Origin of the sequence: Nitrospirillum karajorum (assembly GCF_036348415.1) — a bacterium.
Classification (GTDB): Bacteria; Pseudomonadota; Alphaproteobacteria; order Azospirillales; family Azospirillaceae; genus Nitrospirillum; species Nitrospirillum amazonense_B.
This window is the reverse complement of sequence record NZ_JAZBQB010000003.1, coordinates 1546972-1570401: the sequence shown is the minus strand read 5'-3', so window position 1 is coordinate 1570401 and position 23430 is coordinate 1546972. Positions and strand designations below refer to the sequence as shown.

At 64.2% G+C, this 23430-nt stretch carries 23 protein-coding genes; 5 read left to right on the top strand and 18 right to left on the bottom strand.

Annotated features, from left to right (window positions below; genetic code table 11):
- Positions 1-61: 61 nt before the first annotated feature.
- Positions 62-1036, bottom strand: coding sequence for a hypothetical protein (locus UCD39_RS20980; RefSeq protein ID WP_330497724.1), 975 nt, complete (start codon positions 1034-1036; stop codon positions 62-64).
- Positions 1037-1322: 286 nt separating this feature from the next.
- On the opposite strand from UCD39_RS20980, the gene UCD39_RS20975 reads away from it, so the two are divergent.
- Together UCD39_RS20975 and UCD39_RS20970 are read left to right on the top strand one after the other, a co-directional pair.
- A complete protein-coding gene (locus UCD39_RS20975; RefSeq protein WP_330497723.1) occupies positions 1323-2387 on the top strand; it encodes a phytanoyl-CoA dioxygenase family protein in 1065 nt (354 codons plus the stop codon).
- 72 nt (positions 2388-2459) lie between these two features.
- Positions 2460-4304 (top strand): M14 family metallopeptidase, encoded by a 1845-nt coding sequence (locus UCD39_RS20970; protein ID WP_330497722.1) that lies wholly within the window; start codon positions 2460-2462, stop codon positions 4302-4304.
- A 234-nt stretch (positions 4305-4538) separates the two neighbouring features.
- Here the strand turns inward: UCD39_RS20970 and msrA are convergent, their stop codons facing one another.
- The 4 genes from msrA to UCD39_RS20950 all read right to left on the bottom strand — a co-directional run bounded on the left by msrA (position 4539) and on the right by UCD39_RS20950 (position 8332).
- On the bottom strand, positions 4539-5051 hold the full coding sequence (msrA, locus tag UCD39_RS20965; RefSeq protein ID WP_442943685.1) for a peptide-methionine (S)-S-oxide reductase MsrA: 513 nt from the start codon (positions 5049-5051) through the stop codon (positions 4539-4541).
- A 103-nt stretch (positions 5052-5154) separates the two neighbouring features.
- Complete coding sequence (hslO, locus tag UCD39_RS20960) at positions 5155-6120, bottom strand: Hsp33 family molecular chaperone HslO (RefSeq protein WP_330497721.1); 966 nt, start codon at positions 6118-6120, stop codon at positions 5155-5157.
- Between the two features lie 99 nt (positions 6121-6219).
- A complete protein-coding gene (gene argF / locus UCD39_RS20955; protein ID WP_330497720.1) occupies positions 6220-7146 on the bottom strand; it encodes an ornithine carbamoyltransferase in 927 nt (308 codons plus the stop codon).
- Positions 7147-7159: 13 nt separating this feature from the next.
- Positions 7160-8332 carry an aspartate aminotransferase family protein gene (locus UCD39_RS20950; RefSeq protein ID WP_330497719.1) on the bottom strand — a complete coding sequence of 391 codons (1173 nt, stop codon included), beginning with the start codon at positions 8330-8332 and terminating at the stop codon, positions 7160-7162.
- A 491-nt stretch (positions 8333-8823) separates the two neighbouring features.
- Here UCD39_RS20950 and UCD39_RS20945 point away from each other — a divergent pair, with 491 nt between their 5' ends.
- Positions 8824-9237, top strand: a complete 414-nt coding sequence (locus tag UCD39_RS20945) for a bactofilin family protein (protein WP_330497718.1) — start codon at positions 8824-8826, stop codon at positions 9235-9237.
- A gap of 107 nt (positions 9238-9344) precedes the next feature.
- Here the strand turns inward: UCD39_RS20945 and UCD39_RS20940 are convergent, their stop codons facing one another.
- The 4 genes from UCD39_RS20940 to UCD39_RS20925 form a co-directional block, all read right to left on the bottom strand.
- Positions 9345-9890 (bottom strand): hypothetical protein, encoded by a 546-nt coding sequence (locus UCD39_RS20940; protein ID WP_330497717.1) that lies wholly within the window; start codon positions 9888-9890, stop codon positions 9345-9347.
- 248 nt (positions 9891-10138) lie between these two features.
- A complete protein-coding gene (locus tag UCD39_RS20935; protein ID WP_330497716.1) occupies positions 10139-10465 on the bottom strand; it encodes a hypothetical protein in 327 nt (108 codons plus the stop codon).
- Entirely contained in the window at positions 10462-10671 is a 210-nt protein-coding gene (locus UCD39_RS20930; protein WP_330497715.1) for a hypothetical protein, read from the bottom strand. Before UCD39_RS20930 ends, UCD39_RS20935 begins: the two co-directional genes overlap by 4 nt.
- 115 nt (positions 10672-10786) lie before the next feature.
- A complete protein-coding gene (locus tag UCD39_RS20925) occupies positions 10787-11827 on the bottom strand; it encodes a nucleoside hydrolase (RefSeq protein ID WP_330497714.1) in 1041 nt (346 codons plus the stop codon).
- A 126-nt stretch (positions 11828-11953) separates the two neighbouring features.
- Here UCD39_RS20925 and UCD39_RS20920 point away from each other — a divergent pair, with 126 nt between their 5' ends.
- Positions 11954-12658 carry an HAD-IB family phosphatase gene (locus tag UCD39_RS20920; RefSeq protein WP_330497713.1) on the top strand — a complete coding sequence of 235 codons (705 nt, stop codon included), beginning with the start codon at positions 11954-11956 and terminating at the stop codon, positions 12656-12658.
- Between the two features lie 143 nt (positions 12659-12801).
- On the opposite strand, the gene UCD39_RS20915 is transcribed toward UCD39_RS20920, so the two are convergent.
- The 5 genes from UCD39_RS20915 to UCD39_RS20895 form a co-directional block, all read right to left on the bottom strand.
- Entirely contained in the window at positions 12802-13695 is an 894-nt protein-coding gene (locus UCD39_RS20915) for an SAM hydrolase/SAM-dependent halogenase family protein (protein ID WP_330497712.1), read from the bottom strand.
- Between the two features lie 81 nt (positions 13696-13776).
- Entirely contained in the window at positions 13777-14499 is a 723-nt protein-coding gene (locus tag UCD39_RS20910; RefSeq protein WP_330497711.1) for a Bax inhibitor-1/YccA family protein, read from the bottom strand.
- A gap of 415 nt (positions 14500-14914) precedes the next feature.
- Positions 14915-16105: a hypothetical protein gene (locus tag UCD39_RS20905; RefSeq protein WP_330497710.1), complete on the bottom strand. Its 1191-nt coding sequence runs from the start codon at positions 16103-16105 to the stop codon at positions 14915-14917.
- Positions 16106-16478: 373 nt separating this feature from the next.
- Positions 16479-18608: a Z1 domain-containing protein gene (locus UCD39_RS20900; RefSeq protein ID WP_330497709.1), complete on the bottom strand. Its 2130-nt coding sequence runs from the start codon at positions 18606-18608 to the stop codon at positions 16479-16481.
- A gap of 52 nt (positions 18609-18660) precedes the next feature.
- A complete protein-coding gene (locus tag UCD39_RS20895; RefSeq protein WP_330497708.1) occupies positions 18661-19137 on the bottom strand; it encodes a very short patch repair endonuclease in 477 nt (158 codons plus the stop codon).
- Between the two features lie 200 nt (positions 19138-19337).
- On the opposite strand from UCD39_RS20895, the gene UCD39_RS20890 reads away from it, so the two are divergent.
- Positions 19338-19907, top strand: coding sequence for an Eco29kI family restriction endonuclease (locus UCD39_RS20890; RefSeq protein WP_330497707.1), 570 nt, complete (start codon positions 19338-19340; stop codon positions 19905-19907).
- A gap of 12 nt (positions 19908-19919) precedes the next feature.
- On the opposite strand, the gene UCD39_RS20885 is transcribed toward UCD39_RS20890, so the two are convergent.
- The 4 genes from UCD39_RS20885 to UCD39_RS20870 all read right to left on the bottom strand — a co-directional run bounded on the left by UCD39_RS20885 (position 19920) and on the right by UCD39_RS20870 (position 23185).
- Complete coding sequence (locus UCD39_RS20885; RefSeq protein WP_330497706.1) at positions 19920-21080, bottom strand: DNA cytosine methyltransferase; 1161 nt, start codon at positions 21078-21080, stop codon at positions 19920-19922.
- 20 nt (positions 21081-21100) lie between these two features.
- Positions 21101-21280, bottom strand: a complete 180-nt coding sequence (locus UCD39_RS20880) for a CopG family transcriptional regulator (protein WP_330497705.1) — start codon at positions 21278-21280, stop codon at positions 21101-21103.
- A 352-nt stretch (positions 21281-21632) separates the two neighbouring features.
- Positions 21633-22949 carry a type II toxin-antitoxin system HipA family toxin gene (locus UCD39_RS20875; protein WP_330497704.1) on the bottom strand — a complete coding sequence of 439 codons (1317 nt, stop codon included), beginning with the start codon at positions 22947-22949 and terminating at the stop codon, positions 21633-21635.
- The gene (locus tag UCD39_RS20870; RefSeq protein WP_330497703.1) at positions 22949-23185 is read right to left on the bottom strand and encodes a helix-turn-helix transcriptional regulator; all 237 of its coding nucleotides are present in this window, start codon (positions 23183-23185) and stop codon (positions 22949-22951) included. Before UCD39_RS20870 ends, UCD39_RS20875 begins: the two co-directional genes overlap by 1 nt.
- Between the last annotated feature and the right edge of the window lie 245 nt (positions 23186-23430).

Sequence of the window (23430 nt, the reverse complement as noted above, 5' to 3'; positions counted from 1 at the left end):
CTGGCCGGCGATGCGCGCGGCCTACCCTCCTTCCCGAATGCCAGCGCCGCCGAAATGACGCCTACACGGTTCCGGCGACCCGGCGCTGATCGGGCGCGGACTGGAACCGGGCCCAGGTCCTGGGCCGTTCCGCCGCCAGGAACTCATCGGCGATCACCGGAACCCATGCCTCCAGATCGTACATCGGCGCCGGTGTACCCGATTGCCGGGCGCGGGCATGCCATCGTAGACGGCGGGAGGTATCGACAGCCCCCATAACCTGGACGGCGAAGGCCGCAGCCAGTGCCAAGGGGGGCCGGGCCCCCGGGACACGCTCCCGTGCCGCCGAGGCCCCCGACGCGGCCACCAGCCCCTCAAGTTCCCGCCTCACCTCCCAAGCCTGAAGCCCACACCCCACGAGGCGCTCCGCCAGCCCCCGCACCAGGTCGGCGCCCACACGGCCCACGGCGTCCAGCACGTCGCGCCGGGCGTTCTCCAGGCGCCAGGGTGTGGCGCTCGCCTGCTGGATGCGACGGGCCAAGCGCTCCACCTCCAGGTCCGTTGCTCCTGGCGTAATCCCCCGGCCGGTACAGGAGGTTTCTTTCCCCTGTTTGGCGGCACCTGGTGCCGGTAAGGCCGGCACCTCCTGCCGCTCGGCATACCAGGCCAGGTCATCACCTGCCACCTCCGCCGGCTCCTGACCGGCACCAGGTGCCGGTTTGAGCGCCAGGCCGTAGTGCGAGGACCGCGCCTGGCGCCGCGTCACTCTCAGGAACCCGCCCTCAACCAGCGCGGTGATGGCCTTGCGCACCGACCGCTCGCAGAAGCCGGCGACGCGGACAATGCTTTCCAGGCTGGGGCAGGTCAGGCCGGTTTGGGAGTTGTGGAAGCGAATCAGGGCCGCCGCCACGGCGACGACGATTCCGCCCAGGTCGGCGTCCTGGACCTGTTCCAGCCAGCGTAGCCTATTGACAGGGGAGAGGCCGGCGCTAGGGTTGGGGCCGGCCCAGGAAAGCGGGGTCGAAGCGCTTTGGTCTCGAACGCAAGTGACACGCATAGCCTGCTAAGCCTTTGATGGCGTTGCGTGCGTTTGCTCTTGCCGGCCGGATCAAGCCTTTGATTTCGTTGGAAGTTGCATGCAATGGCATTGTAGAGGTCAGCGGTTCGATCCCGCTTAGCTCCACCAAATCCGAGAGCCCGGTTGGCATCGCCCAGCCGGGCTTTTTCGTTTATCCTTCCCATTCTGCGCGCACCTTTTGCTCCGATAGCAAGAAATACTCCTCTTGAATCTCGTCTATCCTGAGGGCAATCATTAATTTAATACCCTTTCAGTGGAATGAGACATGAGCTTGAGGAACGAGTACCGCAACCCGCTGCCCGGCGTGCCAGTGGTGGAGTCTCCCTTCTTCGAGCGCCTGTTCATGGCGCAGGATCCGACTCCTGAAGAAGTGCGAATCGCACAGGATTTAAGGGAAAAGGGCTATGCCGTCGTCGACTTTCCCGAACCGGAATTCGATCGGCTGGCGACCGAAATCCGCGAGGAACTGAGTGGCCAGTACGATTGGCAAGCTTGGCGAGCGGGGCAAATACCGTCACTCCGGATTCAAGACGCCTGGGAGACCAACGCCAACGTCCGCCGCATTGCCGCCAATCAGCACGTATTGAAGTTACTGGAACGCCTCTACGGTCGCCGCGCCTTTCCCTTTCAGACGCTGAACTTCGCGGTGGGTACGCAGCAGCATGTTCATAGTGACAGTGTCCATTTCAGTTCCATTCCCGAACGCTTTATGTGTGGGGTTTGGGTGGCGCTGGAAGACATCGATATGGATAACGGCCCCCTGATGTACTATCCCGGAAGCCATAAATGGCCGCTTTATCTGAATGAACATATTGGTGTTAATTCTCAACATCTGAACCGACAATTCGCCCAATATGGCGATTATGAATATCTTTGGCGGGAACTGATCTCAGTACATGATGTCAAGCCAGAGATATTTCTAGCAAAAAAGGGGCAGGCCCTAATTTGGTCTGCCAATCTGTTGCACGCGGGCGGTAAGCAAAATGACCTAAACCGCACACGCTACAGCCAAGTTACGCACTACTATTTTGATGATTGTAGTTATTATACGCCTTTGGCGTCAGATCCCTTTTACGGCAACATTTATTTCCGTAACCTGATGGACATCTCGCAGGGTGGGCAGGTCGCCAACAAGATTTGCGGCCATGAGGTGCCCGAGGCTTTCATTAAAGTCACGGTCCCCGGCAAAACGGCCAGGAGCACCAAGCTACCCGCTGATTTCGATCCCGAAGCGTATCTCGCCCTGAACCCCGACGTGAAGGCGGCCAATGTGGAACCGGCCGAACATTACCTTAATCATGGCCAACGGGAGGGCCGCCGCTGGCGCTGAGCGGGATGGCGGCGCCATCCGGGTCACCCAGGATAGCGCTTCTTCCTGCCCGACCCTAACTTCTGAGAGATCGTGTCCATCTTAAAATCCCCATTCCTGGCGCTATGCGCGGCGGCTTGGCTGTCGACCGTATCCCCGGCTTTCGCAACTGAGCCCTGGGACACCGACTTCCTGCCGCCCGTGCCCTCCTGGCGCGGCGCCTCGGAAAAGCTGGTGGTGAAGGCGGGCGATCCCTGGGCCACGCCGGCGGAGCTGACCGGCCTGACGGCCACGCCCAGCTATGACGAGACCCGCGCCTTCATCGACCGGCTGGTCGCGGCGTCCCCCCTGTTGCGGCAGGAGGTGTTCGGCGTCTCGCCCGAGGGGCGGGAGATGGTGGCGGTGCTGGCCGCCAAGGGCCTGGTGGACGGCAAGCCGGACCCGGCCAAGCCCCTGCTGCTGGTGCAGGCCGGCATCCACGCCGGTGAGATCGACGGCAAGGACGCGGGCCTGATGCTGCTGCGCGACATCACCCAGCGCGGCAAGGACGGCCTGCTGGATGGCGTGAACCTGCTGTTCGTGCCCATCTTCAACGTCGATGGGCATGAGCGCGCGGGCGCCTATAACCGGCCCAACCAGCGCGGCCCCATGAACCAGGGCTGGCGCACCACGGCGCAGAACCTGAACCTGAACCGCGACTACGGCAAGCTGGACGCGCCGGAGATGCGGGCCATGATCGGCCTGATCACCAGGTACCAGCCCGACCTGTACCTGGATATCCATGTCACCGACGGCATGGACTATGCCTATGACATCACCTTCGGCAATGACGAGGCCCCTGGTGACGATATGGGCGCCGGGGCCCCGTTTTCCCCGGCCATCGACCGCTGGCTGGCCGGCCCGTTCAAGGCGGCGGAAACCGAGGCCCTGAGCAAGGCCGGGCACATCCCCGGCCCGCTGGTGATGGAAGCCGATGGCCGCAAGCCGGAAGGCGGCATCACCGGCGGCACCACGCCCCTACGCTTCTCCGTCGGTTACGGCAATCTGGCCCATATCCCCACCGTGCTGGTGGAGAACCACGCCCTGAAGCCCTACCGCCAGCGCGTGCTGGGCACCTATATCCTCGTCGAGCGGGCGTTGACCCTGCTGGCGAACCAGGGTGCCGCCCTGCGCCAGGCCATGGCATCCGACCGGGCCCGGCGCCCCGACCCCATCCCCGTGGCGTTCGAGGCGGAGAAGACGCCCAGCGGCAGCATCGATTTCAAGACCATGCGGCACGAGGATTATTTGTCCCCCGCCTCGGGTGGGACGGAGGTGCGCTGGCTGGGCCGGCCCGGCCCCACCGTGCGCATGCCTGTCTACGGCGACCACGTCAGCGTCAGTGTCACCCGGCCGCAGGCCTATTGGGTGCCGGCCACCAAGCCCGAGATCATCGAGCGGCTGCGCCTGCACGGCCTGGTCCTGGAAACGCTTGACCGGCCGCGCGACGTCACCGTCGACAGCGTGCGGCTGGTGGAGCCCGCGCTGGCCACCGAGGCCAACGAGGGCCATGTCATGCTGGTGAAGGCCGGCTACGCGCATGAGACGCGCACGGTGCGCTATCCCAAGGGCAGTGTGCGCGTGCCCACGGACCAACCGCTGGGCGATTTGGCGGCGGCGCTGCTGGAGGCCGAAAGCAGCGAGTCGTTCCTGGCCTGGGGCTTCTTCCCCGAAATCCTGCAACGCACCGAATATATCGAGCCCTATGCCATCGCCCCGCTGGCGGAGCGCATGCTGGCGGCCAGCCCCGCCCTGAAAGCGGGGTTCGAGGCCAAGCTGAAGGCCGATCCCGCCTTCGCCGCCAGCCCCGACCAGCGCCTGGCCTGGTTCTACGAGCGCACCCCCTACAGCGACGCCGCCTACCTGCGCTATCCCGTGGGCCGAGAGATGGGGCGCTGAATGCGAAAAGGCCGCCCCCGATGGCGAAGGCGGCCTTTCATTCCAGGATGTGGGAACGGTCTATGCCAGCGGCGCGAGACTTGAACTCGCGCCGCTGTAGCCCGCGACTGCGGGCGCTGGAGATCTCCGGGGAGACGAAGGCGGACTGGAAATCGAGGAGAAGCCAAGCCAGCGGATGCTGGCGCCCGGCGCATGAGGGAGCATTTGAACGGTCATGTTCAAATGCCGCGCGTATCACTTGCCAGTCAGCACCCAGTCGGGCCGCACCCAGTGGCAGGTGTAGCCGCCGATGTTCTTTTCCAGATAGTCCTGGTGGTAGTCCTCGGCCTCCCAGAAGGTGCCGGCCGGCACGATCTCGGTGACGACCTTGCCCGGCCAGCGGCCGGAGGCGTCGACCTCGGCCGTCACTTCCTCCGCCGCCGCCTTCTGTTCAGGCGAGGCATAGAAAATGGCGCTGCGGTACTGGCTGCCGATGTCATTGCCCTGGCGGTTGGCGGTCGTCGGGTCGTGGATCTGGAAGAAGAACTCGATCAGCCGGCGATAGGTCAGCTTGGCCGGATCGAAGGTGATCTCGATGGCCTCGGCATGGCCGGTGGTGCCGGTCTTCACTTCCTTATAGGTCGGGTTGCTCAGCGCTCCGCCGATATAGCCGACGCGGGTGTCGACCACGCCCGGCACCTTGCGGATCAGATCCTCCATACCCCAGAAGCAGCCACCAGCCAGCGTCGCGGTTTCGGTCGTCATCATCTTCATCCTTGGGATCGGCAAACAATCAGGCACTGCAGGTAAGCGCTGGCGGGGTCCGCTTCAACGGCGATGCCGCAGCGGACCCCAACCACGGGCGCCCAACTCAGGAGGCCGGGCCGTAAATGGCCTCGATCTCCGCATCGTCGAAGCGGTAGTGGGTGCTGCAGAACTCGCACGCCACATCCACCGCGCCATCGACCTTCAACTCCGCCACTTCCTCGCGCGGCAGGGACCGCAGCACCGTCACCACCCGCTCCCGCGAGCAGCGGCACTGGGCGTTCAGGCCGTGGGGGTCGTAGGCGCGCACCTCCTCCTCATGGAAGAGGCGGTACAGCACGTCGTTCACCGGCAGGGCCGGGTCCAGCACCTCATCCGGGGTGACGGTGGACAGCAGGGCCATGGCCCGCCGCCAATCGTCCTCCAAATCGCTGGGCTTGGCGTCCGACGCCACGCTGCCGGCATCCTCATCGGGCAGGGCCTGCAGCATGATGGCGCCGCCACCCCAAGCGCCCCCATCAGATAGGCCGGCATGGACGACGATGCCCGTCGCCAGCTGTTCCGACTGGGTGAAGTAGTGGCGCACGCAATCATCCATGCGGGCGCCATCCAGGCCAACGATGCCCTGGTAGCGCTGGGTGTGCTCCCCCTGGTCCACGGTGAAGGCCAGATAGCCTTTGCCCAGCAGGGCGGGCACGGGCGCCGCCTCGACATCCGCCGTCAGGGCGGCCTTCAGCGCGTCCTCGTCGAACTGGGCGTAGCCGCGCACGGCGCCGGCGCTGGTGACGTCGGCCACCATCAGCTTGATGGGGCCGTCGCCCTTGGTCTGCAGGGTGAACACGCCCTCATACTTCAGCGCCGCCGCCAGCGTGGTCGCCAGCGTGATCGTTTCCGCCAGCATCTGCGCGACGGGCCCCGGATAGGCGTGGCGGCTCAGAATCTCATCCAGCACCGGGCCTAGGCGCACCATGCGGCCGCGCAGGTTGGACCGGTCCAGCTGGAAGGGCTGCACCACGTCGATGTCCCGCGCAACGGGGGAGGACTCAAGGGTGGAAACGGCGGCGGTGGTCATGGTCGCTTACCCCAAAAATAAAGGCGCCCGACCGGGGTCAACCGATCGGGGCCTTATGGAACCTCAAAGCCGGGCAACCTTGCTTCGATACCGGAACGATCAGGCGTTCAAGCACCAGGCCAGGATGCCCTTCTGGGCGTGCAGGCGGTTCTCCGCCTCGTCCCAGACGACGGACTGCGGCCCGTCGATGACGGAGGTGGTTACCTCCTCCTCCCGATGGGCCGGCAGGCAATGCATGAATATGGCGTCGGGGGACGCCAGTTTCATCAGCCCGTCATTGACCTGGAAGGGGGCCAGCATTGCCGTGCGCGCAGGCGCATCCTTGTGATGCATGGACACCCAGGTGTCGGTCACCACGATGTCCGCCCCCTCGGCCGCCGCCTTGGGATCGTCCGTCACCACCAGGCGGGCACCTTCGCGCGCCGCCCAAGCGATGGTGTCGGCCGTGGGCTGCAGGCTCTTCGGCGCCGCCACCCTCATTTCGAAGCCGAAACGGGCCGCCGCGTGGATCCAGCTTTGGCAGACGTTGTTGGCATCGCCGCTCCAGCAGACGACGCGGCCCTCGATGGGTCCGCGCTTCTCCTCGAACGTCATGATGTCCGCCATGATCTGGCAGGGGTGGGAGGTGTCGGTCAGGCCGTTGATGACGGGGATGCTGGCCGCCCCCGCCATCTCGTGCACCTTGGTCTCATGATCCGTGCGGATCATGATAACGCTGACGAAGCGCGACAGCACCCGGGCGGTGTCGGCGATGGTCTCGCCATGGCCCAGCTGGATCTCGCGGCCCGTCAGGGTGATGACATCGCCGCCCAACTGGCGCATCCCCACCTCGAACGAGACGCGGGTGCGGGTGGACGGCTTCTCGAAAATGGTCGCCAGCGTCAGGCCCCGGAAGGGCTGGGGATGCTGGGCGGTGCCGTTGGTCTTCTTCAGGTCCCGGCCCCGGTTCAGGATCTCCCGCAGCGTGGCCGTGTCGAAATCACTGATATCCAGGAAATGCCGGACCTTCTTGGTCGTCGCGGTCATGATTGGGCTCTCCTCAGGCCGCCAGGGCCGCACAGGTGCGGTCCAGGATGGCCACGGCCTCGTTGATCTCGGCCTCGCCCACGATCAGCGGCGGCAGGATGCGGATGACGTTGTCGGCGGCGGACACCACCAGCATGCCGTTATCGCGCAGGGCGGTGACCAGGTCGCCCGCGGGGACGACGCACTTCAGGCCCAGGATCAGGCCCTTGCCGCGCACGCTGTCCAGCACGGAGGGATGGCGCTTCACGAGATCGTCCAGCTTGCCCTCCAGCAGGGCGCCCTTGGCGATGACGTTGTCCAGGAAGCCCGGCTGCAGCACCACGTCCAGCACCGCGTTGCCCACAGCCATGGCCAGCGGGTTGCCGCCGAAGGTGCTGCCATGGGTGCCGGCCACCATGCCCTGGGCCGCCTTTTCGGTGGCGAGGCAGGCGCCCAGCGGGAAGCCGCCGCCGATGCCCTTGGCGATGCACATGACATCGGGGGTCACCCCCGCCCATTCATAGGCGAACAGCTTGCCGGTACGGCCCACGCCGCACTGGATCTCATCGAAGAACAACAGCAGGCCATGTTCATCGGCGATGGCGCGCAAGGCCTTCAGATAACCCAAGCTGGCGGGGCGGATGCCGCCCTCGCCCAGGATGGGCTCCACCAGGATGGCGGCGGTCTGCGGCGTCACGGCGGCCTTTACCGCCGCGACGTCGTCGTAAGCGACACGGTCGAAGCTGTCGAGCAGGGGGCCGAAGCCCTTCACCATCTTGTCCTGACCGCTGGCGGCGATGGCCGTCATCGTGCGGCCATGGAAGTTGCCGCCAGCGACGATGAAGCGGGTCTTCTCCGGATGGCCGGTCTCATAGTGGTACTTGCGGACCAGCTTCACGCCGCATTCCCATGCCTCGACACCGGAATTGGTGAAGAACATGGTGTCGGCGAAGGTCAGTTCCTTGAGGCGGCCGGCCAGCTTCTCCTGCCCCGCCACGCGGAACAGGTTGGAGGTGTGCCACAGCTTGTGCGCCTGCTCGGTCAGCTTTTCCACCAGGTAGGGGTGGGCATGGCCAAGGGCGTTCACCGCGATGCCGCTGGTGAAATCCAGGAATTGTCGGCCGGTCGTGTCGTAGAGGAAGCAGCCCTCACCCCGCTCGAACACAACGTCGATCCGGGAATAGGTCGGCATCACGACAGGAATCACGGCCTGACACTCCTTTATTTTCTGAGGCGCGTTACACGGAATTATAACAAAGCGTGGGACTCACCCGGCGCGCCGACCGGGGATTTGAACCGCCGACTATTGTGTGCCGCAAGCCCTTCGTCAATCGCAACCGGCCCTATCCTGGACGGCCCTGCCATGCGCCCGGAATACGGATGCCCGGAGGCGGCGGCAACGCCCGGAGAGGGCGCGCCCATGCATGCGCCGCCCACCGCCCGCCCATGGGCCCGGGAGATGTTGCGAAAAGCCTCAGAAACGCTTAAGAGTTTCCGGGTGTCCGGCCCGTTTTGGCGGGTGGGACGGTGCCGTGTGGGGAACAGGCGCCGCCCCGCGCCGGAGTTGTTGTTGGGATGCCGGCCTGCGCCGGGAACGTTGATACGATGCCGGCCTGCGCCGGCTGTTTTGATACGATGCCGGCCCGCGCCGGCTGGGTTCATATGATGCCGGCCTGCGCCGGACTATGAGGGGGACCGATGGCCAGTGACATCCTCGATCCGCGCAGCTTTCTGCGGCCGGGCCTGAACGGCGCACCGCAGGCGGAAGGCGCGCCCGACCTGGGCGGCGGCGTCACCACCATCTCGCCCGAGGCGCGGATCGAGGGCGCCAAGATTTCCCATTGCCACACCCTGCATGTCGCCGGTCGCCTGGTCGATGTGACACTGAATGAGGTGAAGGTCCTGGAAGTGGCCGAGGGCGGCCATTTCGAGGGGACCGCGGTGGTGGAAAGCATGAAGGTTTCCGGCCACGCCACTGGCACCATCGAGGTGACCGGCACCCTGTCCATCGGTGAGACCGGCCAGGTCGACGGCACCATCCGCTATGGCCGTATCAGCATCGCCGACGGCGGCTCGATCTCCGGCACCATCCAGAGCGGCAAGTCGCACTGAACGGTTCCATGGTCCGGTGACGCGCCGGCGTGGTCGGCGCGCGGGTTTCAGGGGCGGCCTTCGGGTCGCCCCTTCGCTTTTGGGCCGGCCGTGCCAGTCCCCCCGTCCTAACCCACAGCCTCCTGGGCGGCCAGGATGCCCTGCAGGGTGTCGCCCCCGGCGATGGGCACGCCGCTGCGGGCGCCGGTCTGGTTGCCGTTGGCGGCCATCTGCGCCCCGCCGCCATTCATCTGCCCGCCCCCCGCCTTGGATGCTTCGTCCAGGCCGTCCTTGCCGCCGGCGGTCATCTGGCGGACCTTCTGCTCCACCTCGCGCATGATCTGGCGTTCCAGGTCGGCGCGCTGATCGGCCGGCATGGCGGCAATGCCCTGGGCGGTCAGCCCCTTGGACTGCACCGTCTCCTCGGCGATCTTCTGCTTCATCTGCTTGATCTGATAGGACCAGTACCCTTGGACACCACCGCTGGTCATGTCCTTCAGCAGGGTCTGGGGATCGTCTTCGCCCTTCAGCATGTTGGCGAAGGCGCCATCGGTCTGGCTGACGGACAGGCCAGCGCCCTGCGCCCCGGTCGAACCGGCGGCACCGGCACCCATGGCGCCGAATCCGCCATAGGCGTTGGCCTGTGTATGGTTTCCGGTGTTCAGGAACGACATGGCCTTCAGCCTCCTGTCCCATGAAATGACGATGCGGATGGACCTCGGCCGGGTGCCTGCCCCTCCGCGACGGGGCAGGCGGCAACCTGCGGCCCGCCCACGATTTCAAGCAAGTCGCGGGCCGCGACGGGCCAGCCGAAAAATCAGGAGAACCGCCGCCTTCTCCCAAATAGCCGGGCAGGCAGCGCTGTCCGTCCCGGCAAAGGATTCCGACAGATCGGCAACTATTGCCGATCTGTCGGCCCTGCTCAGCCGGCCACTTCCTGTTGCGCCAGCATCCCCGACAGCGTGGATTCGTCCAGGCCACGGCTGGCTGCCCGGGGCTGGGCCGCAGCCCCCGCGTCCCCACTGGCCTGGCCGCCGGTATCCTCCGACAGGGTGCCGGCGTCGGGTGCGGCGTCCTCCAGCCCTGGTCCCTTGCGCGTCTGCCCGGTGGTCATTTCCCTGACGACGCGCGCCACTTCGCGCATGATGAGGCGCTCGACCTCGGCCCTGTCATCCTCGGACATGGCGGCCAGACCTTGGCGGGTGACCCCCATCTGGCCCATGACGCGGCTGGCGATCTCAGCCTTCAATTCCTTGAGCCGCCAAGCCCAATAGCCCGGCACACCCCCAGTGGTGATTTCCGCCAGCGTCGCCTTCGGGTCATCTTTCCCCCCTTCAGCAACGCGGCGAACTCGCTGTCCGTCTTCTGGTCTTCGGTCTTCTTGTCCTGGGTTTTCTTGTCAGCGGCGACCCCCGTCCCGCCCGCGGCGGCTGAGCCCCCCTCCGCGACGATCATTGCAGCCATCATCGTCCCCCTGTTCACCAAAAGGAGGTGGGGCGCCCCCACCCAGGACGACAACCTTGCAAATATCGTGCAGCTGCTGATCGCACCCGAAGCCGGAGGCGCGGTATCAGCCGAAGCGCGTCAAGCGCTCCACCAGCAGGTCGAAGAAGGCGTCGCTGTCGGCCTTCAGCATGACGGTGGCGTTACGCGGGCGGCCCGTGGTGTTCCAGCGGTCGATGACCGTCTGGCCGGTGGTCAGCGGACTGGCCGTCTCGATTTCCACATTCACCGTCTTGCCCTGGAAAATCTCCGGCCGGATCAGCCAGGCGATGACGCAGGGATCGTGCAGCGGGCCGCCATCGGTGCCGTACTTGTGCTCATCATAACGCTGATAGAAGTCCAGCATCTCATAGGTCGCCTGGGACACGCGGTTGCCCACGGCCTGGATGCGGTCCATGTGGCGACGGGCCGTCAGCACCTGGTGGGTGACATCCAGCGGGAACATGACGATGGGCACACCCGACTTGAAGACGATGTCGGCGGCGTGCGGGTCGACATAGATGTTGAACTCGGCGCAGGGGGTGGAATTGCCGCCCTCCATCTGCGCGCCGCCCATCAGCACGATCTGGCGCAGGCGGGGGGCGATCGCCGGCTCCTTCACCAGGGCGCGGGCGACGTTGGTCAGCGGCCCCAGGGGGCACAGGGTGACGCTGCCGGGCTCCTCCCGCATCACCGTCTCGATGATGAAGTCGACGGCGTGCTGCGCCTGCAGGGGCATGGTGGGTTCGGGCAGCACCGGGCCGTCCAGGCCGGTGTCGCCATGCACCTCCGGTGCTGTATGCAGCAGGCGCACCAGGGGCCGGTCGCACCCGGCGAACACCTTCACATCGGCCCGGCCCGCCAGTTCGCACACCCGGCGGGCGTTCTTCTCCGTCCAGGGCAGGGGCGCGTTGCCGGCCACGGCGGTGATGCCCAGCACCTCCACATCCTCCGGGCTGGCCAGCGCCAGCAGGATGGCGACGGCGTCATCCTGGCCGGGGTCCGTGTCGATGATGATCTTGTAGGGCTTGGCCGCCTCGGCGGCGGTAAGGGTCGTGGTAGGGGTCGTGGGGGCCGTGGGTGTGGTGATCATGGCACTGCCGTCGGTCTTGGGCGGAAAGGCCGACACTTAGCGCGAAAAACCCTTGAGAGGAAGCGGCCCACCCCGTTTTATGGCGCGGAGTGCCCAGGGGGTGCGACAGACCGTCCCTCCCCGCCAGCCCCCCTCGTGCCCGCCTGTCCCTTGAGCCGCCCCATGTCCCACCCCATCGCCCGTCCGACCGTTGAGGCCCCAGCGGGCGCCGTCCCGCCGGCGGAGGGCCTGCCCGGCCTGGCGGTGTTCGACTTCGACGGCACGCTGGTGCGGGGCGACAGCCTGCTGCCCTTCCTGGCGCGGGTGGCGGGGGGCGAGACGCTGCGCCGCCACCTCGCCCGCAGCGCCGCGGGTGCCGCCTCCCGCCGGCTGCCCGGCCGCGCCACCCTGGTGAAGGGGGGGCACCCCGCCGACGCTGACGATGATTTCAAGACGGCGTTCAAGCGCCGGCTGCTGCGCCGCTGCCTGGCGGGGGTGCCCCTGGCGCGGGCTCAGGCGGCGGCGGCGGACATGGCGGCCTGGGTGCGTTGGAACACCCCGTTGCGCGACACCCTGCTGCGGCACGCCGACCAGGGGCATCGCGTGCTGGTGGCGACCGGGGCCCTGACCCTGTACATGCCCACCCTGCTGGCCGACCTGCCGGTGCATGACCTGCTGGGCACGGAAATGGCGGTGGGCGACGACGGCCTGCTGACGGGGGAAATGGTGGCCGGCAACTGCGTGCGGGCGGAGAAGGCGCGCCGCCTGGCGCTGTGGATGCAGGAGACCGGCCCCTATGGCCGCCGCTGGGGCTATGGCAACCAGCCCAGCGACCTGCCCTTCCTGGCGCTGATGGACGAGGCGACGGTGGTGCCGACGGCGCATTAGTTTTTTGCCCTCAAGCGCCGGGCGCCGCCGTCCGGCAGCTTGGCTTCCTCGCTTTCCAGTCCGCCTTCGGCTCCCCACAAAGCTCCGGCGGACGCGGGTCGCGTCCTAATTGGAGGGACGCCAGCGACTTCGTAATGCTCGCCTCAGAGCCTGATGTAAGGCGCCCGCACACCGACGGGGGAGCCCAGGGTGAAGCCCAGCACCTGGTCGGCGCGGCCCTGATTCACGGCGATCTCCACCAACCCGCTGGAATTGACGTACCAGAAGGCGGCCCCCCGGGGCACGGCGCCGAAGGTGCGGGCGGCCTCCACCGCCCGGCCCCCCTCGGGACCGCCCACCCACAGCCGGGCATCGGGCGCCACGGTGCCATCCAAACTCCCGGTGGGCCGCAGCCCGGTCCAGCCGTTGCCATAGCTGTCGATATAGAGGATTCGGCTGTTCCCGGCCGTGTCGCCCTCCCCTCTTTCCCTCGAGGGCGCCGCGCCCGTCAGATCGTCCACGGCCAGGGGACGGGCCCAATCGCCCAGCTCCCGCCCCTCGGCCACCCGGGCCGCCACGGGCGCGAACAGGTCGCGGCCATGGAAGGACACGGACAGGGCCGGGGGCCGCCAGGTGATCTCCCACGCCTCGGCCAACCCGCCGGTGGCGATGGTGTCATGGATCAGGGGCCGGAACAGGCCGTTGTCCGGCCCCACCAGCCAGACGGGGCGCCCCAGCTTGCCCGAGAGGCTTACGGCCAGAGGCCGGCGGTCCGTGCCCACGCCGGGGTCGACCACGGCCAGGAAGACGGCGGGAATGGTGATGAGCGGCAACGCCGCCAGGGTGGCGGGCAGGATGGCGGCCAGCAGACGACCGGCGGCCGGGGGATCGAAGGCCGGGGCGTCGTGCATCAGGTCGATGATGGGGGTGCCCGGCGCGCGCGCCGCCAGCGCCGCCCGCATCTGGCCGACATAGGGGCCGGACCAGCCGAAGTCGGTGTAGAGGAAGATCATGGCGGCGGACCTCTTGGCGGCGGCGGACGGAACGCGCCCCATCATGGCCGGCGGCGGCCCTCAAAGGAAAGGGCCGCCCGGTTGCCCGGACGGCCCCTCAACCCTTTGGTCGCTGGCGGGTTCCGCTTAGTTGCGGCGGTCGCCCATCAGCTGCATCAGGGAGATGAAGATGTTGATGAAGTCCATGTACAGGCTGAGCGCGCCCATGACGGCCAGCTTGGTGTTGGCCTCGACGCCCCAGGACTCGGCGTACATCTCCTTGATGCGCTGGCTGTCATAGGCGGTCAGGCCCGTGAAGATCAGCACACCCAGCACCGACACCGCGAACAGCAGCGCGCTGGAGGCCAGGAAGATGTTGACCAGGCTGGCGATGACCAGGCCGATCACGCCCATGATCAGGAAGGAGCCGAACTGCGTCAGGTCGCGCTTGGCGGTGTAGCCGTACAGCGCGGCGCCGGCGAAGGTGGCGGCGGAGATGAAGAACACGCGGGCGATGCTGGCGTCGGTGAACACCCGGAACAGGCTCATGAGCGACAGGCCCATGACACCGCTGAAGACGAAGAACAGCGTGCGCAGCGCCCCCGAGGACATGCGGTTAAAACCGGCCGACAGCACCAACACGAAGCCGATGGGGGCCAGCATGACCACCCACTTCAGCGGGGTGCCGAAGATGGCCGTCACCAGGGCGTCGGACTGGGCACCGAAGTAGGCGACAAGGCCGGTGACGATCAGGCCGACGGTCATATAGTTGAAAACGCGCAGCATGTGCTGACGCAGGCCCTCATCGAACAGGGCCCGGTCGTAAGCGCCGGTGCTCGACGCAAAACGATTGTAGGGTCCAATAGCCATGACGTTCCTCGAATGATCCCAGGTTAAACCCAGGCGACCCCCCTGGGCCGCGATTTCCATATTGTCCCACTGGCCCGGCAATTCAACGGGAAAGCGACCAAGCCCCGGACGGGTTACACACTTGTAATGTGGGGAGGAACCGTGGCGACAGTGAGGCGGTGGGCGTTAAGGCCCAGGCGTCGGATGGCCGCGGAATGGTTCTGTCGGGGAGGGATGGCACCGCCAGAAGGCGGCGGGTTCCGGCTGGCCGGAACAGAAGCGGGTGAAGGGAAGCGAACCCTCGTCGTAAGCTTGGGAAGCTTGCGACGAGTAGATTCATCATGTTGATAATAAATGATATATTATCATCCATCATCTATGTGTAAGCGCCTATGTAAGTCCTCAAGATTACCTTATATCTGCGAAAGAGTCAGACTTAGGGTGTTGCGACGCCCTCACGCCGGAAATGTAATGGTGTTCCCGTACGATTACATTCCCATGCCAGCATCTCTGGATCGTCCTCCTCGGCCTTGGGGCCCCCGACGGGGGGGGCGGGAGTGTACGAGGCATTCGCAGTAGTGGCCGCAATCGAATGCTTATGGTCTAGCCACGGAATGGCTTCGACTGCTCGCCTTAACTCCTGGAATGCCACCATATTCCCGTCAGCACTGACGGCTAAGACATTCGCGACGTCATAGCCACAACCGACCAGGGCCTCCACCGCTTGAGGGGCCGTATCAAACAGCAATCCCGTCTGCGCGGAAGTCAGTGCATGACTTATCAGGAACGTAGCGAAATCCCACGAACCGAGCACGGTATCGACTGTCCAGATGCCCGTTTCATCAACCTCTTTCTTAATGTCATCTGCAGAGCGAACTGTGGGAGTACAAATAGGACGGCACTGGTCTTGATGCCAGAACACATAATACCCCATACCTGTCTCAACCAACTTGTGCAGTTGACGCTCATTTCCACTAAAATGCCCGACGCTGGTTCTCCAACGGGTCTGGGTTCCAGAATTTTTCGCTTGGAAGAGCATAGTTCTAAAGCGATCAGCACCGTCAACGTTGACGTGTGCGACGATCCCCAGATCAGCGCCATTATATTTTTCGATGGATCCCGTTGGAGCGTAATATAGATGACATCCATTCCCCCTTGGAAGGGGTGCATTTGCTGAAAAATGCGTGATCTTCTCCCGAATTTGCCATGCCAGCATATTGGGAAAAACCGGATTCAGCTCTTCTTCTAGGCGTTTAATTGATACACGACAGAACTCATGGGCACCCGCAAAAGATGCAGAAAATAAAACAGCTTTTCCAGGCTGGGTTGATAGCCAAGGATACGCCGCAGCGGCTAGCGCGACAGTCGGAAATATGGTTGGTTGGTTCAACTCCCTTTGAAGATTTGCTCCCGCTCCCGCTACCCGATTGCTTCCGTCCTTGTCGAATAGACCAAATTGCGCCTCCCATAATTTAGAAATGTGCCGAAACGTAAAATCTCCGGCTGAGTCATCTATGGCAGCTATGCCGAATCCATCCGCCCAAAACGCGCGAGTGCTCTCAAGAAGCCTATCCGCGTAAGTATCGGCTGGATGGGGGGTATTTCTCTTCGTATTCCAGTATTCCAATTTTCCCTCCCTCAAATCATATTTTTTCGCAAACTGCGCAGGAATTGTCTCGTCTGTTTGGACGGTATGGCAACTGAGCTAAACTATTACCCAGCTTATGATCAAGCCGCCAGCTCGCCAGTGGTGGCGCGGTCTGATGATATGCCTCCCTCCTCCCGCACACAGGACAGATGCCCTCGAATACGTGGAGCATTTCCACATTAAGCCCGCCAATTAAGCACTAGGCGACCTCAACTCGATCGATCTTGAACAAACTCTGGGGTCATCCTGGTGTCATCCATTCCGACAGCCCCTCAGCCAGTAAGACACCCGGATAACTCCAGGGCTGCTGGCTTTGGTCCCAGGCCCCAGTCGCCACCGCATCCAACATCGGTCAAGTCGACAGTTTTGTCGCGAAGACACACGATGTCGCGTTGGCGGAACTCGCGAGCATGGGCCACCAGAACGGACCTGCTTTCCAACCAAGATCCGCCCCTCCATCCTGCTTCAACAGTACCAGCGCTGGAGCCTGACGAGCCGAGTCCCGCACCAGGTCGCGCAACTCAGCCGTGCCAAGGATCGATAGTCCAGATCGGTCGCCGGAGTGACGACGATCCAGGCGCCGCCCCTCCTCTGCGAGGAGCAAAACCTTACCGTCGGCCTTGGCGCCGAAATAACGAACCAGAGCTCGCATCGCCTCCCATTCAAACCCACCTTCGGCGCTCCAGTCGAGGGTCGGCTCAATCGCATTGATGATCGCAATGGCTGTTTCCACATCAATTTCGACGAACACCTTGCCTCCCACACAGTTCGGCGGGATGAGCGCGTCAACCTGCCGTGTGGCTTTAATGAGTTTGGTGGCGGAAACCGTGTCAAAGCCCGTGGGCAGCAACACGTCGTTCGGTCGTACCGCCACCACATCACTCAATAAAATCTTGTTCGGTGCGCAGGGAATGATCCCACGCCTATCATCACTCTGAATGAAAACAACACCCTGATCATGCGCCCCACTTTCAAACGCGTCGCGAAGTGCGGTTTCGAGAGAGTGGATTTGGGCCAAACGATCATATACCCCTCTGGAAGTGTAAAAGCGCGTCACGGCCAAATCAGCTTTGGGGCGGGCCCCATACATACGCGAATGCTGTAAGACGGTGTCTGCCTGCATTCTTTTTGGGTTTCGTCCATAATAAAACGAAACGAGATTGAGAACTGTTATCCCGCGATCAAGTATACTTCCACCAATGAATATATTGGCCTTTGTTCGGAGTTTGAGCTCGCCGGATTCTTGATTTAACAAGGGCTCAAGCTGCTGATCCGAGTTAACTCTTTGAACGTTTAGCTCTCCGTCGTCAATAAGTCGCCGTACATCTTCGAGTGCTTCGGCGTCTGGAGGTAGGTATCCTCCCTCTGCTTCGACTGAGCTCTGGAGATCGGCATAGGCCTCTTCGAATAATATACGCAGCCGATCATCACCCGATTTGGCCGCCTCCTCGAACGCCTGCACCACTCGACCAACCGTCTCCCATTGCCAATCATGCGCCGCGCGCTGGGTATCATTGTGGATGATCATCGAATATTTTTGTGGGGGCTGTTCCAATGCAGTCTGCTGCCGCCGACGGATCGCCACCGCGAGAAGGAAAGTCATTAAAGCGCGGCGGAGAACCTTGATGTTTCCACTGGTCCATATACGATCTCCCCTAATCGAACGGCCGTCCGCCGAGCGCAAGGCATCATGTTCATGGTCGTCCACCTCCACGTGGAGGTAATAACGGGGATCATCAGCCCCATGCCCGCCAAAATAGGAGTCGCCCCCCACATATGCGTCATGGATGGGGAGCAATTCAGTGAATGCCGGTCGCTTGGGATAGAACACCGTCTGGGTTTGCTCATCTTCCCCATAATTCTCAGGTTGTAAATAAAGCGCGTAAGGAGTGGCCGTCACCTGTAGGAACGCGATTCCAGGCAGAACACCGCGAAGCTGGTCCATTTGACTGGCGATAGTTCCTTGTTCTATATCATTATCGTCTTTTTTCTTAGTGAAACGGACACTGGCCATGTCCGCTTCGTCGTCAACAAGAAGAACCCTCCGGCCAGCTAAATTTCCATATTTATTAAAAAACTCAAATATTCTATCCAAGTTATTCTTTTGCTTTTTTGCTACTATGATTATTTTTCTATTTAATTCAGATCTAGTTAAATCATTAGGGGCCGACATTATATCAAAAAGGACGATCTCATCCCCTTCGATAAATTCCTTAAAGTCCCGCCCTATTCTCTTGACCGTCTGATTCGCCAGGGTCTTTGTCCCCTTTGTGAGGACGATTGCCACATCGAACCCTGTGTCAAAGGCTCTCGCCATCACCCCCAAGAACGCCCTGGTTTTACCTGATTGAATTTTTCCAAGAAGCATGCCTGGTCGCCGAGGATCATTGGCCTCATCTAGCTTCCGGACAACGTTTTCAATGCAACGCTGGAGCGCCTCGTCATCGTTACGTCCGTCACGAAGACGCGAATAAAAACCCATTTCAGCCACCCATGATCAGCAGGCAACGGCCTTGGATAGCGATCAGCATAGCCTAGCTCTGAAGCAGTGGCATATTGGGAAATGCCACCTTGTGGTGTAATTCGGTCAGAGGCACACGAAGAAGAATGGCTTCACATCGGAATGATTTGGTTGCCTCGCACTCCCAAACAACCATCACCGTCCACCCCATTCCCTCCAACTCCCCCCGCACTTCGGCGTCCCGGGCCTTGTTACGGGCGATCTTCGCCGCCCACCACTCGCTCCGGCTTTTCGGTATCCGATGCCCTGGACAGCCCTCGTGCCCATGCCAAAAGCAACCATGGACAAAGATGGCGATCTTGCGGGACCGGAACACGATATCCGGCCGGCCTGGCAGATCCTTCGCATGAAGGCGGTAGCGGTAGCCGGCGGCCCATAGCGCCCGACGCACCGCCATCTCGGGCTTGGTGTCCTTGCCCCGAACACGGGACATGACCTGTGACCGCGTCAGTGGCGGGCGCTTGGCCTTCGATTTCCTCTTGGTGGGCATCCGCCTCCGCCTCCTGTCACCAGGCGCCCCAGGCTGACACCCGGTGAACGGGAAGAACCACCCGGTATGACATCGCCTATCGACTCCCAACCTTGGATCAGGCTACCACATCCCCTCCATCAAGGAGGTAGACGCGGGACATGGCCCCCCAGGACGAACCATACAATCCCCTGAGCAAGGCGAACCTGTCGGCGAGCGTGGTGAAAGCCTTGCTTGACCGGCCCGTCGTGCCGCTGGCGGCGATTCCCCGATTCAACGGGGCCGGCCTCTACCTGATCTACTACACCGGCGAGAACGCCCCGTTCCCGGCCTACGAGCCTCTGGCCCGGCTGGGTCGCCTGGGGAGGTTCGAGCGGCCGATCTACGCTGGCAAGGCCGTGCCGGCGGGTGGGCGCCGCGGCACCGTGGACGTGGACGGCATGGCCGGCAACTCGCTGTGGAAGCGCCTGGCCGAGCATGCCGAGTCGATCCAACTGGCCAGCAACCTCGATGTCCGCGACTTCCAGGTCCGGCACCTGGTGGTCGATGACACCTGGATCGGCCATGGCGAGGGGCTGCTGCTGCGCCATTACGTGCCGTTGTGGAACCAGTATCTGGATGGGTTCGGCAACCACGATCCGGGGGCCGGGCGCTATAACCAGAAGCGCTCCCCCTGGGACACCCTGCATCCCGGGCGCCCGTGGGCGTTCAAATGCGCGGACAACCCGAAACAGATTCCGGAACTGCTGGTCGAGATCGACGCCTTCATGGCGACGCTTCCCTCCGCCTGACCGCCGGGAGTTTCAGGCGGCCCGCTTCGCCGCGCCGGTGGGCGACGACAGCGCGCCCGCCATCCACCGCCCCAGGGCCTCCGCCAACTGCGTGGGCACGGCGTTGCCGAGCTGGCGCATGCTTTCGGTCCAGGACGTGGCGAACGACCAGTCGTCGGGCAGGCCCTGCAGGCGGGCGGCCTCACGGATGGTGAAGTAGCGGACGGAGCCGTCGTCCCTCACCATCATGTTCTCGCCCCCGGGGACGCCGTGATCACCCGCCTTCAGCGCCTTGGCGGGTTCGTCCAAAGGGCTGCCCGTATGGCCCACATAGACCCGGGCGCCATCCTGGAAGACGTGGCCATTCTTGCCATTGGGGGCGCCCAGCCCACGGATGGCGTCACGCACCGTCACCCAGGCCTTTTCGGCCGGCCGGTGACCAACGGCCCGCATGCGGGCGATCAAGCGCAAGTCGGCATCGGTGGCGGGGCCACCGGCCGGGGGCGCCATGCGGTGGCGCTTCCAATATTCCCCGGTGACCCATTGATCCCACAACAGCGCCTCGCGGGAATGCGTGGGCGCGAACGCGGGCAGCGTCACCCCCAAATCCCGCCGCACGCCGGCGACGACCACGCGGTGGCGCTTCTGCGGCGCGCCATAGTCGGCCGCGTTGACCTTCAGCACCCGGACGTCATAGTCGGCGCGCGTCTTGTAATCGCGCAGGCGGGCCAGATGCTCCGCGTGCGTCTCATCCGCCCACTTCCCCAAGGCGGGCACCGCCAGATAGGTGGTGATCCATTCCAGGTATTCGGCGAAAGCCGGCCGCAGCAGGCCCTTGACGTTCTCGAACAGGAAGGCGCGGGGGCGCACCTCACGGACGGCGCGGATGGCCTCGGGCCACATGTCGCGGGCGTCCTCATTCCCGGCGTGCTTTCCGCCGATTGAAAATGGCTGGCAGGGAGGCCCGCCGGCGACCAGGTCCAGCGCCCCGTCGATATCGCCCCAGGACATCGCGCGGACGTCGCCCTGGATGAAGGGCCAATCGCGGGCGTGCTCAACCTGGTTCCGCTTGTTCAGCGCCAGGGTGGCGCAGGCGTCGGCGTTCCATTCCACCATGCGGACGTGCTCGAACCCGGCGCGGGCCGTGCCCAAGGCCAATCCACCGCAGCCGCTGAACAGTTCCAAGCTACGCATGCCCATCTCCCCCGCCCCGGTCACTGATCCAACGGCAGCAGCGGGCCGCCGTCCGCGTCCTCGATCAGACGATCGACCGCGCGACGAATCAGCCACGCGACATCCACACCGTTCTTCTCCGCGATCCGCAGCAAGGATTCGTGCTGGGCCTTGGTGAAGGTGGTGGTTATACGCTTGGCGTTGCGGCCGTCCTTGCCCATTTTTAACTCCGCGGCTACCCGCGGCTATCCGCGGACGCTTTGAAATTGCTTTAGGTGTCCGGGCTTGTCAATCGAGGTGGCGACAAAAATCGCCCACTCGGAACAAATAAGGAACAATTGGGGAAAAGACCAGGGGGAATTTCGGGGTAACGGCCAGGAGGACGAGCGGATGGCCATGCCAAGGGGACGGAGTTCACGCCACATCTCTCCACAACATCATCCCGTATGAACGCCGACAAGATGCTGTTGGCAATTCCGTGCTCGTCGTTGCGCGGGAATTGGTGATTCGCGATGAGCGGCTGAATTGGGCCCCAGGCGTGTCCGGGACCAGCGACTCCATCCCTCTCGCCAATTAGGCAACCGCCAGGCTCTTAACGTTGTGGGCGAGGTGGTCGAAAAACCGATCCACCCGGTCTAGCGGCACGTAGTGACCCAAACCTGGCCGAAGGCTCTGAAGCGCGGCGCCCAAGTCGGCACGCAACTCGGCGATGATCTCCTCAACAACGCGCTCCGCCAGCCCGGCCGCCTCGGCCGTCTGGCGCCAGTGCCGCAAGGCGATGTCCCGTACCCGGTAATGGCGGTTGCGCCCCACCGCCATGGCCAGCTTGACCCGGGCGGGGTCAAACGCGCGGGAGGTGGCGCCATAAGGGATGGCCGACATCACATCGTAGAGCGGCGTCAGGCGGAAGCCGCCGGGGGTCAGGAAGATGGAAAAGTTCTTGGCGTGGCCGTCGGGGGCGGACAGCAGCCAGAACACCATTTGGGCCTTTAGGAAATTCCGCCGGTCCTGGTCGGGGGTGTCGCTGCGGGCCAGCAGCATCAGGATCTGGGCGATGCCGGGGCCGCCCCTATCCTCATACTTCCGGCTGCTGGGCACGCCCAGGGCTTGGCAGAGGTCTTCCTGTGGCAGACGATAGAGGACGCCCTCCACCGGCCGGCGGTCGAACCGTTCCACCACCAGCACCGTGACATCCTCAAACCGCTCGACGGTGGCGTTGGCGACGGGTAGGCCCAGGGCGCGGCATAGGGCCAGGCACAGCCATTCGTTTTCCACGCTGTCCGACAGGTCCACCCGCCCCTCCGTCAGGCCGATGGGGGGCTTGAAGATGTGCGAGGTGGGCGTGGCCCCCCGGGGAATGGCCCAAGCCCCCGAGGGCAGGCGCAGGAAGGCCGTCTTATCCTGGGCGCCGGCGATGGAGATGCGGAAATCATCGTCCCCCTGCTCGCGGCCCAAGGGGGCGGATTTCAGGTGGCGCAGGCGGCGGGCGATCTCCGCCACCGACACCTCGTCAGCCTCCATGCGGGTCGGGTCCCCCGGATCGGCGCCAGGGGGCAGGAAGCGCAGGGCACCGATGCAGTCCCGGCCGATGGCGGCCAGCAGGTCGAACGGCCGGTCGGATGCCGCCCCCTCGCGCATGGCGATGCGGGCGCGGATGGCGTCGCTGTCGGGCAAGAGGTTGTCGAAATAGGCGGCCACGGCCAGGCCGGTATGGGCCTTGGCCTGCAGGGGCAGGCTGAGCGATACCGGCAGGGCATCGGCACGGGCCTGCCAGTCGCGGTCATAGGTGAAGGAGACATCACCGCTACCGCCGCGCACCAGGACACCCACCAGACTGCGCCCCAGATAGACGTCCAGCCGGTCTTTAAGGCTGCGAGAAGTGCTGGGCATCAGTAGTTGCCCGGTATGAAGTCGGTAACGCGGCGGGCGTCCACCGTGATTTCGGCGCCCAGGGCCGTCAGCAGGGCGAACAGCGTCTCCGTGGTGCAGCCCCGCCCTTGCTCCACATCCGAAATGGTCCGCTGACGCAGGCTGGCCTTGTCGCCCAACTGCGCCTGGGTCAGGCCGGCGGCCTGGCGCATCTGGCGCAGGGTATGGCCAAGATCGATGTTGCTGCGGATGCCCATAGCCCTCCCCCAGGCAGAATTGCGCCTAAGGAGGTGATAGGCGAAAAAGCGCCTAAAGTCAAATTAGGCGGATCAACGCCTATGGATATGGCGCTGAGCCAAAGGGGCGACTATCCCAGATGCGACCGCAGCTCATCCACGAGGGTCTTGGTAAGGCGGACACGGGCCATGGCTGGGCACCCCTGCTTACACAAAGGCGCTTACAGGGGCGGTCCAAGAGGTCGATCGGCCACCAGGGCGATTCG

Bases quoted from the DNA above. Each gene is read 5' to 3' on its own strand.
- UCD39_RS20980 (WP_330497724.1), bottom strand. From the start codon at position 1,036: ATGCGTGTCACTTGCGTTCGAGACCAAAGCGCTTCGACCCCGCTTTCC.
- UCD39_RS20975 (WP_330497723.1), top strand. From the start codon at position 1,323: ATGAGCTTGAGGAACGAGTACCGCAACCCGCTGCCCGGCGTGCCAGTG.
- msrA (WP_442943685.1), bottom strand. From the start codon at position 5,051: ATGATGACGACCGAAACCGCGACGCTGGCTGGTGGCTGCTTCTGGGGT.
- hslO (WP_330497721.1), bottom strand. From the start codon at position 6,120: ATGACCACCGCCGCCGTTTCCACCCTTGAGTCCTCCCCCGTTGCGCGG.
- argF (WP_330497720.1), bottom strand. From the start codon at position 7,146: ATGACCGCGACGACCAAGAAGGTCCGGCATTTCCTGGATATCAGTGAT.
- UCD39_RS20945 (WP_330497718.1), top strand. From the start codon at position 8,824: ATGGCCAGTGACATCCTCGATCCGCGCAGCTTTCTGCGGCCGGGCCTG.
- UCD39_RS20940 (WP_330497717.1), bottom strand. From the start codon at position 9,890: ATGTCGTTCCTGAACACCGGAAACCATACACAGGCCAACGCCTATGGC.
- UCD39_RS20930 (WP_330497715.1), bottom strand. From the start codon at position 10,671: ATGATCGTCGCGGAGGGGGGCTCAGCCGCCGCGGGCGGGACGGGGGTC.
- UCD39_RS20920 (WP_330497713.1), top strand. From the start codon at position 11,954: ATGTCCCACCCCATCGCCCGTCCGACCGTTGAGGCCCCAGCGGGCGCC.
- UCD39_RS20915 (WP_330497712.1), bottom strand. From the start codon at position 13,695: ATGATGGGGCGCGTTCCGTCCGCCGCCGCCAAGAGGTCCGCCGCCATG.
- UCD39_RS20910 (WP_330497711.1), bottom strand. From the start codon at position 14,499: ATGGCTATTGGACCCTACAATCGTTTTGCGTCGAGCACCGGCGCTTAC.
- UCD39_RS20900 (WP_330497709.1), bottom strand. From the start codon at position 18,608: ATGGGTTTTTATTCGCGTCTTCGTGACGGACGTAACGATGACGAGGCG.
- UCD39_RS20895 (WP_330497708.1), bottom strand. From the start codon at position 19,137: ATGCCCACCAAGAGGAAATCGAAGGCCAAGCGCCCGCCACTGACGCGG.
- UCD39_RS20885 (WP_330497706.1), bottom strand. From the start codon at position 21,080: ATGCGTAGCTTGGAACTGTTCAGCGGCTGCGGTGGATTGGCCTTGGGC.
- UCD39_RS20880 (WP_330497705.1), bottom strand. From the start codon at position 21,280: ATGGGCAAGGACGGCCGCAACGCCAAGCGTATAACCACCACCTTCACC.
- UCD39_RS20875 (WP_330497704.1), bottom strand. From the start codon at position 22,949: ATGCCCAGCACTTCTCGCAGCCTTAAAGACCGGCTGGACGTCTATCTG.
- UCD39_RS20870 (WP_330497703.1), bottom strand. From the start codon at position 23,185: ATGGGCATCCGCAGCAACATCGATCTTGGCCATACCCTGCGCCAGATG.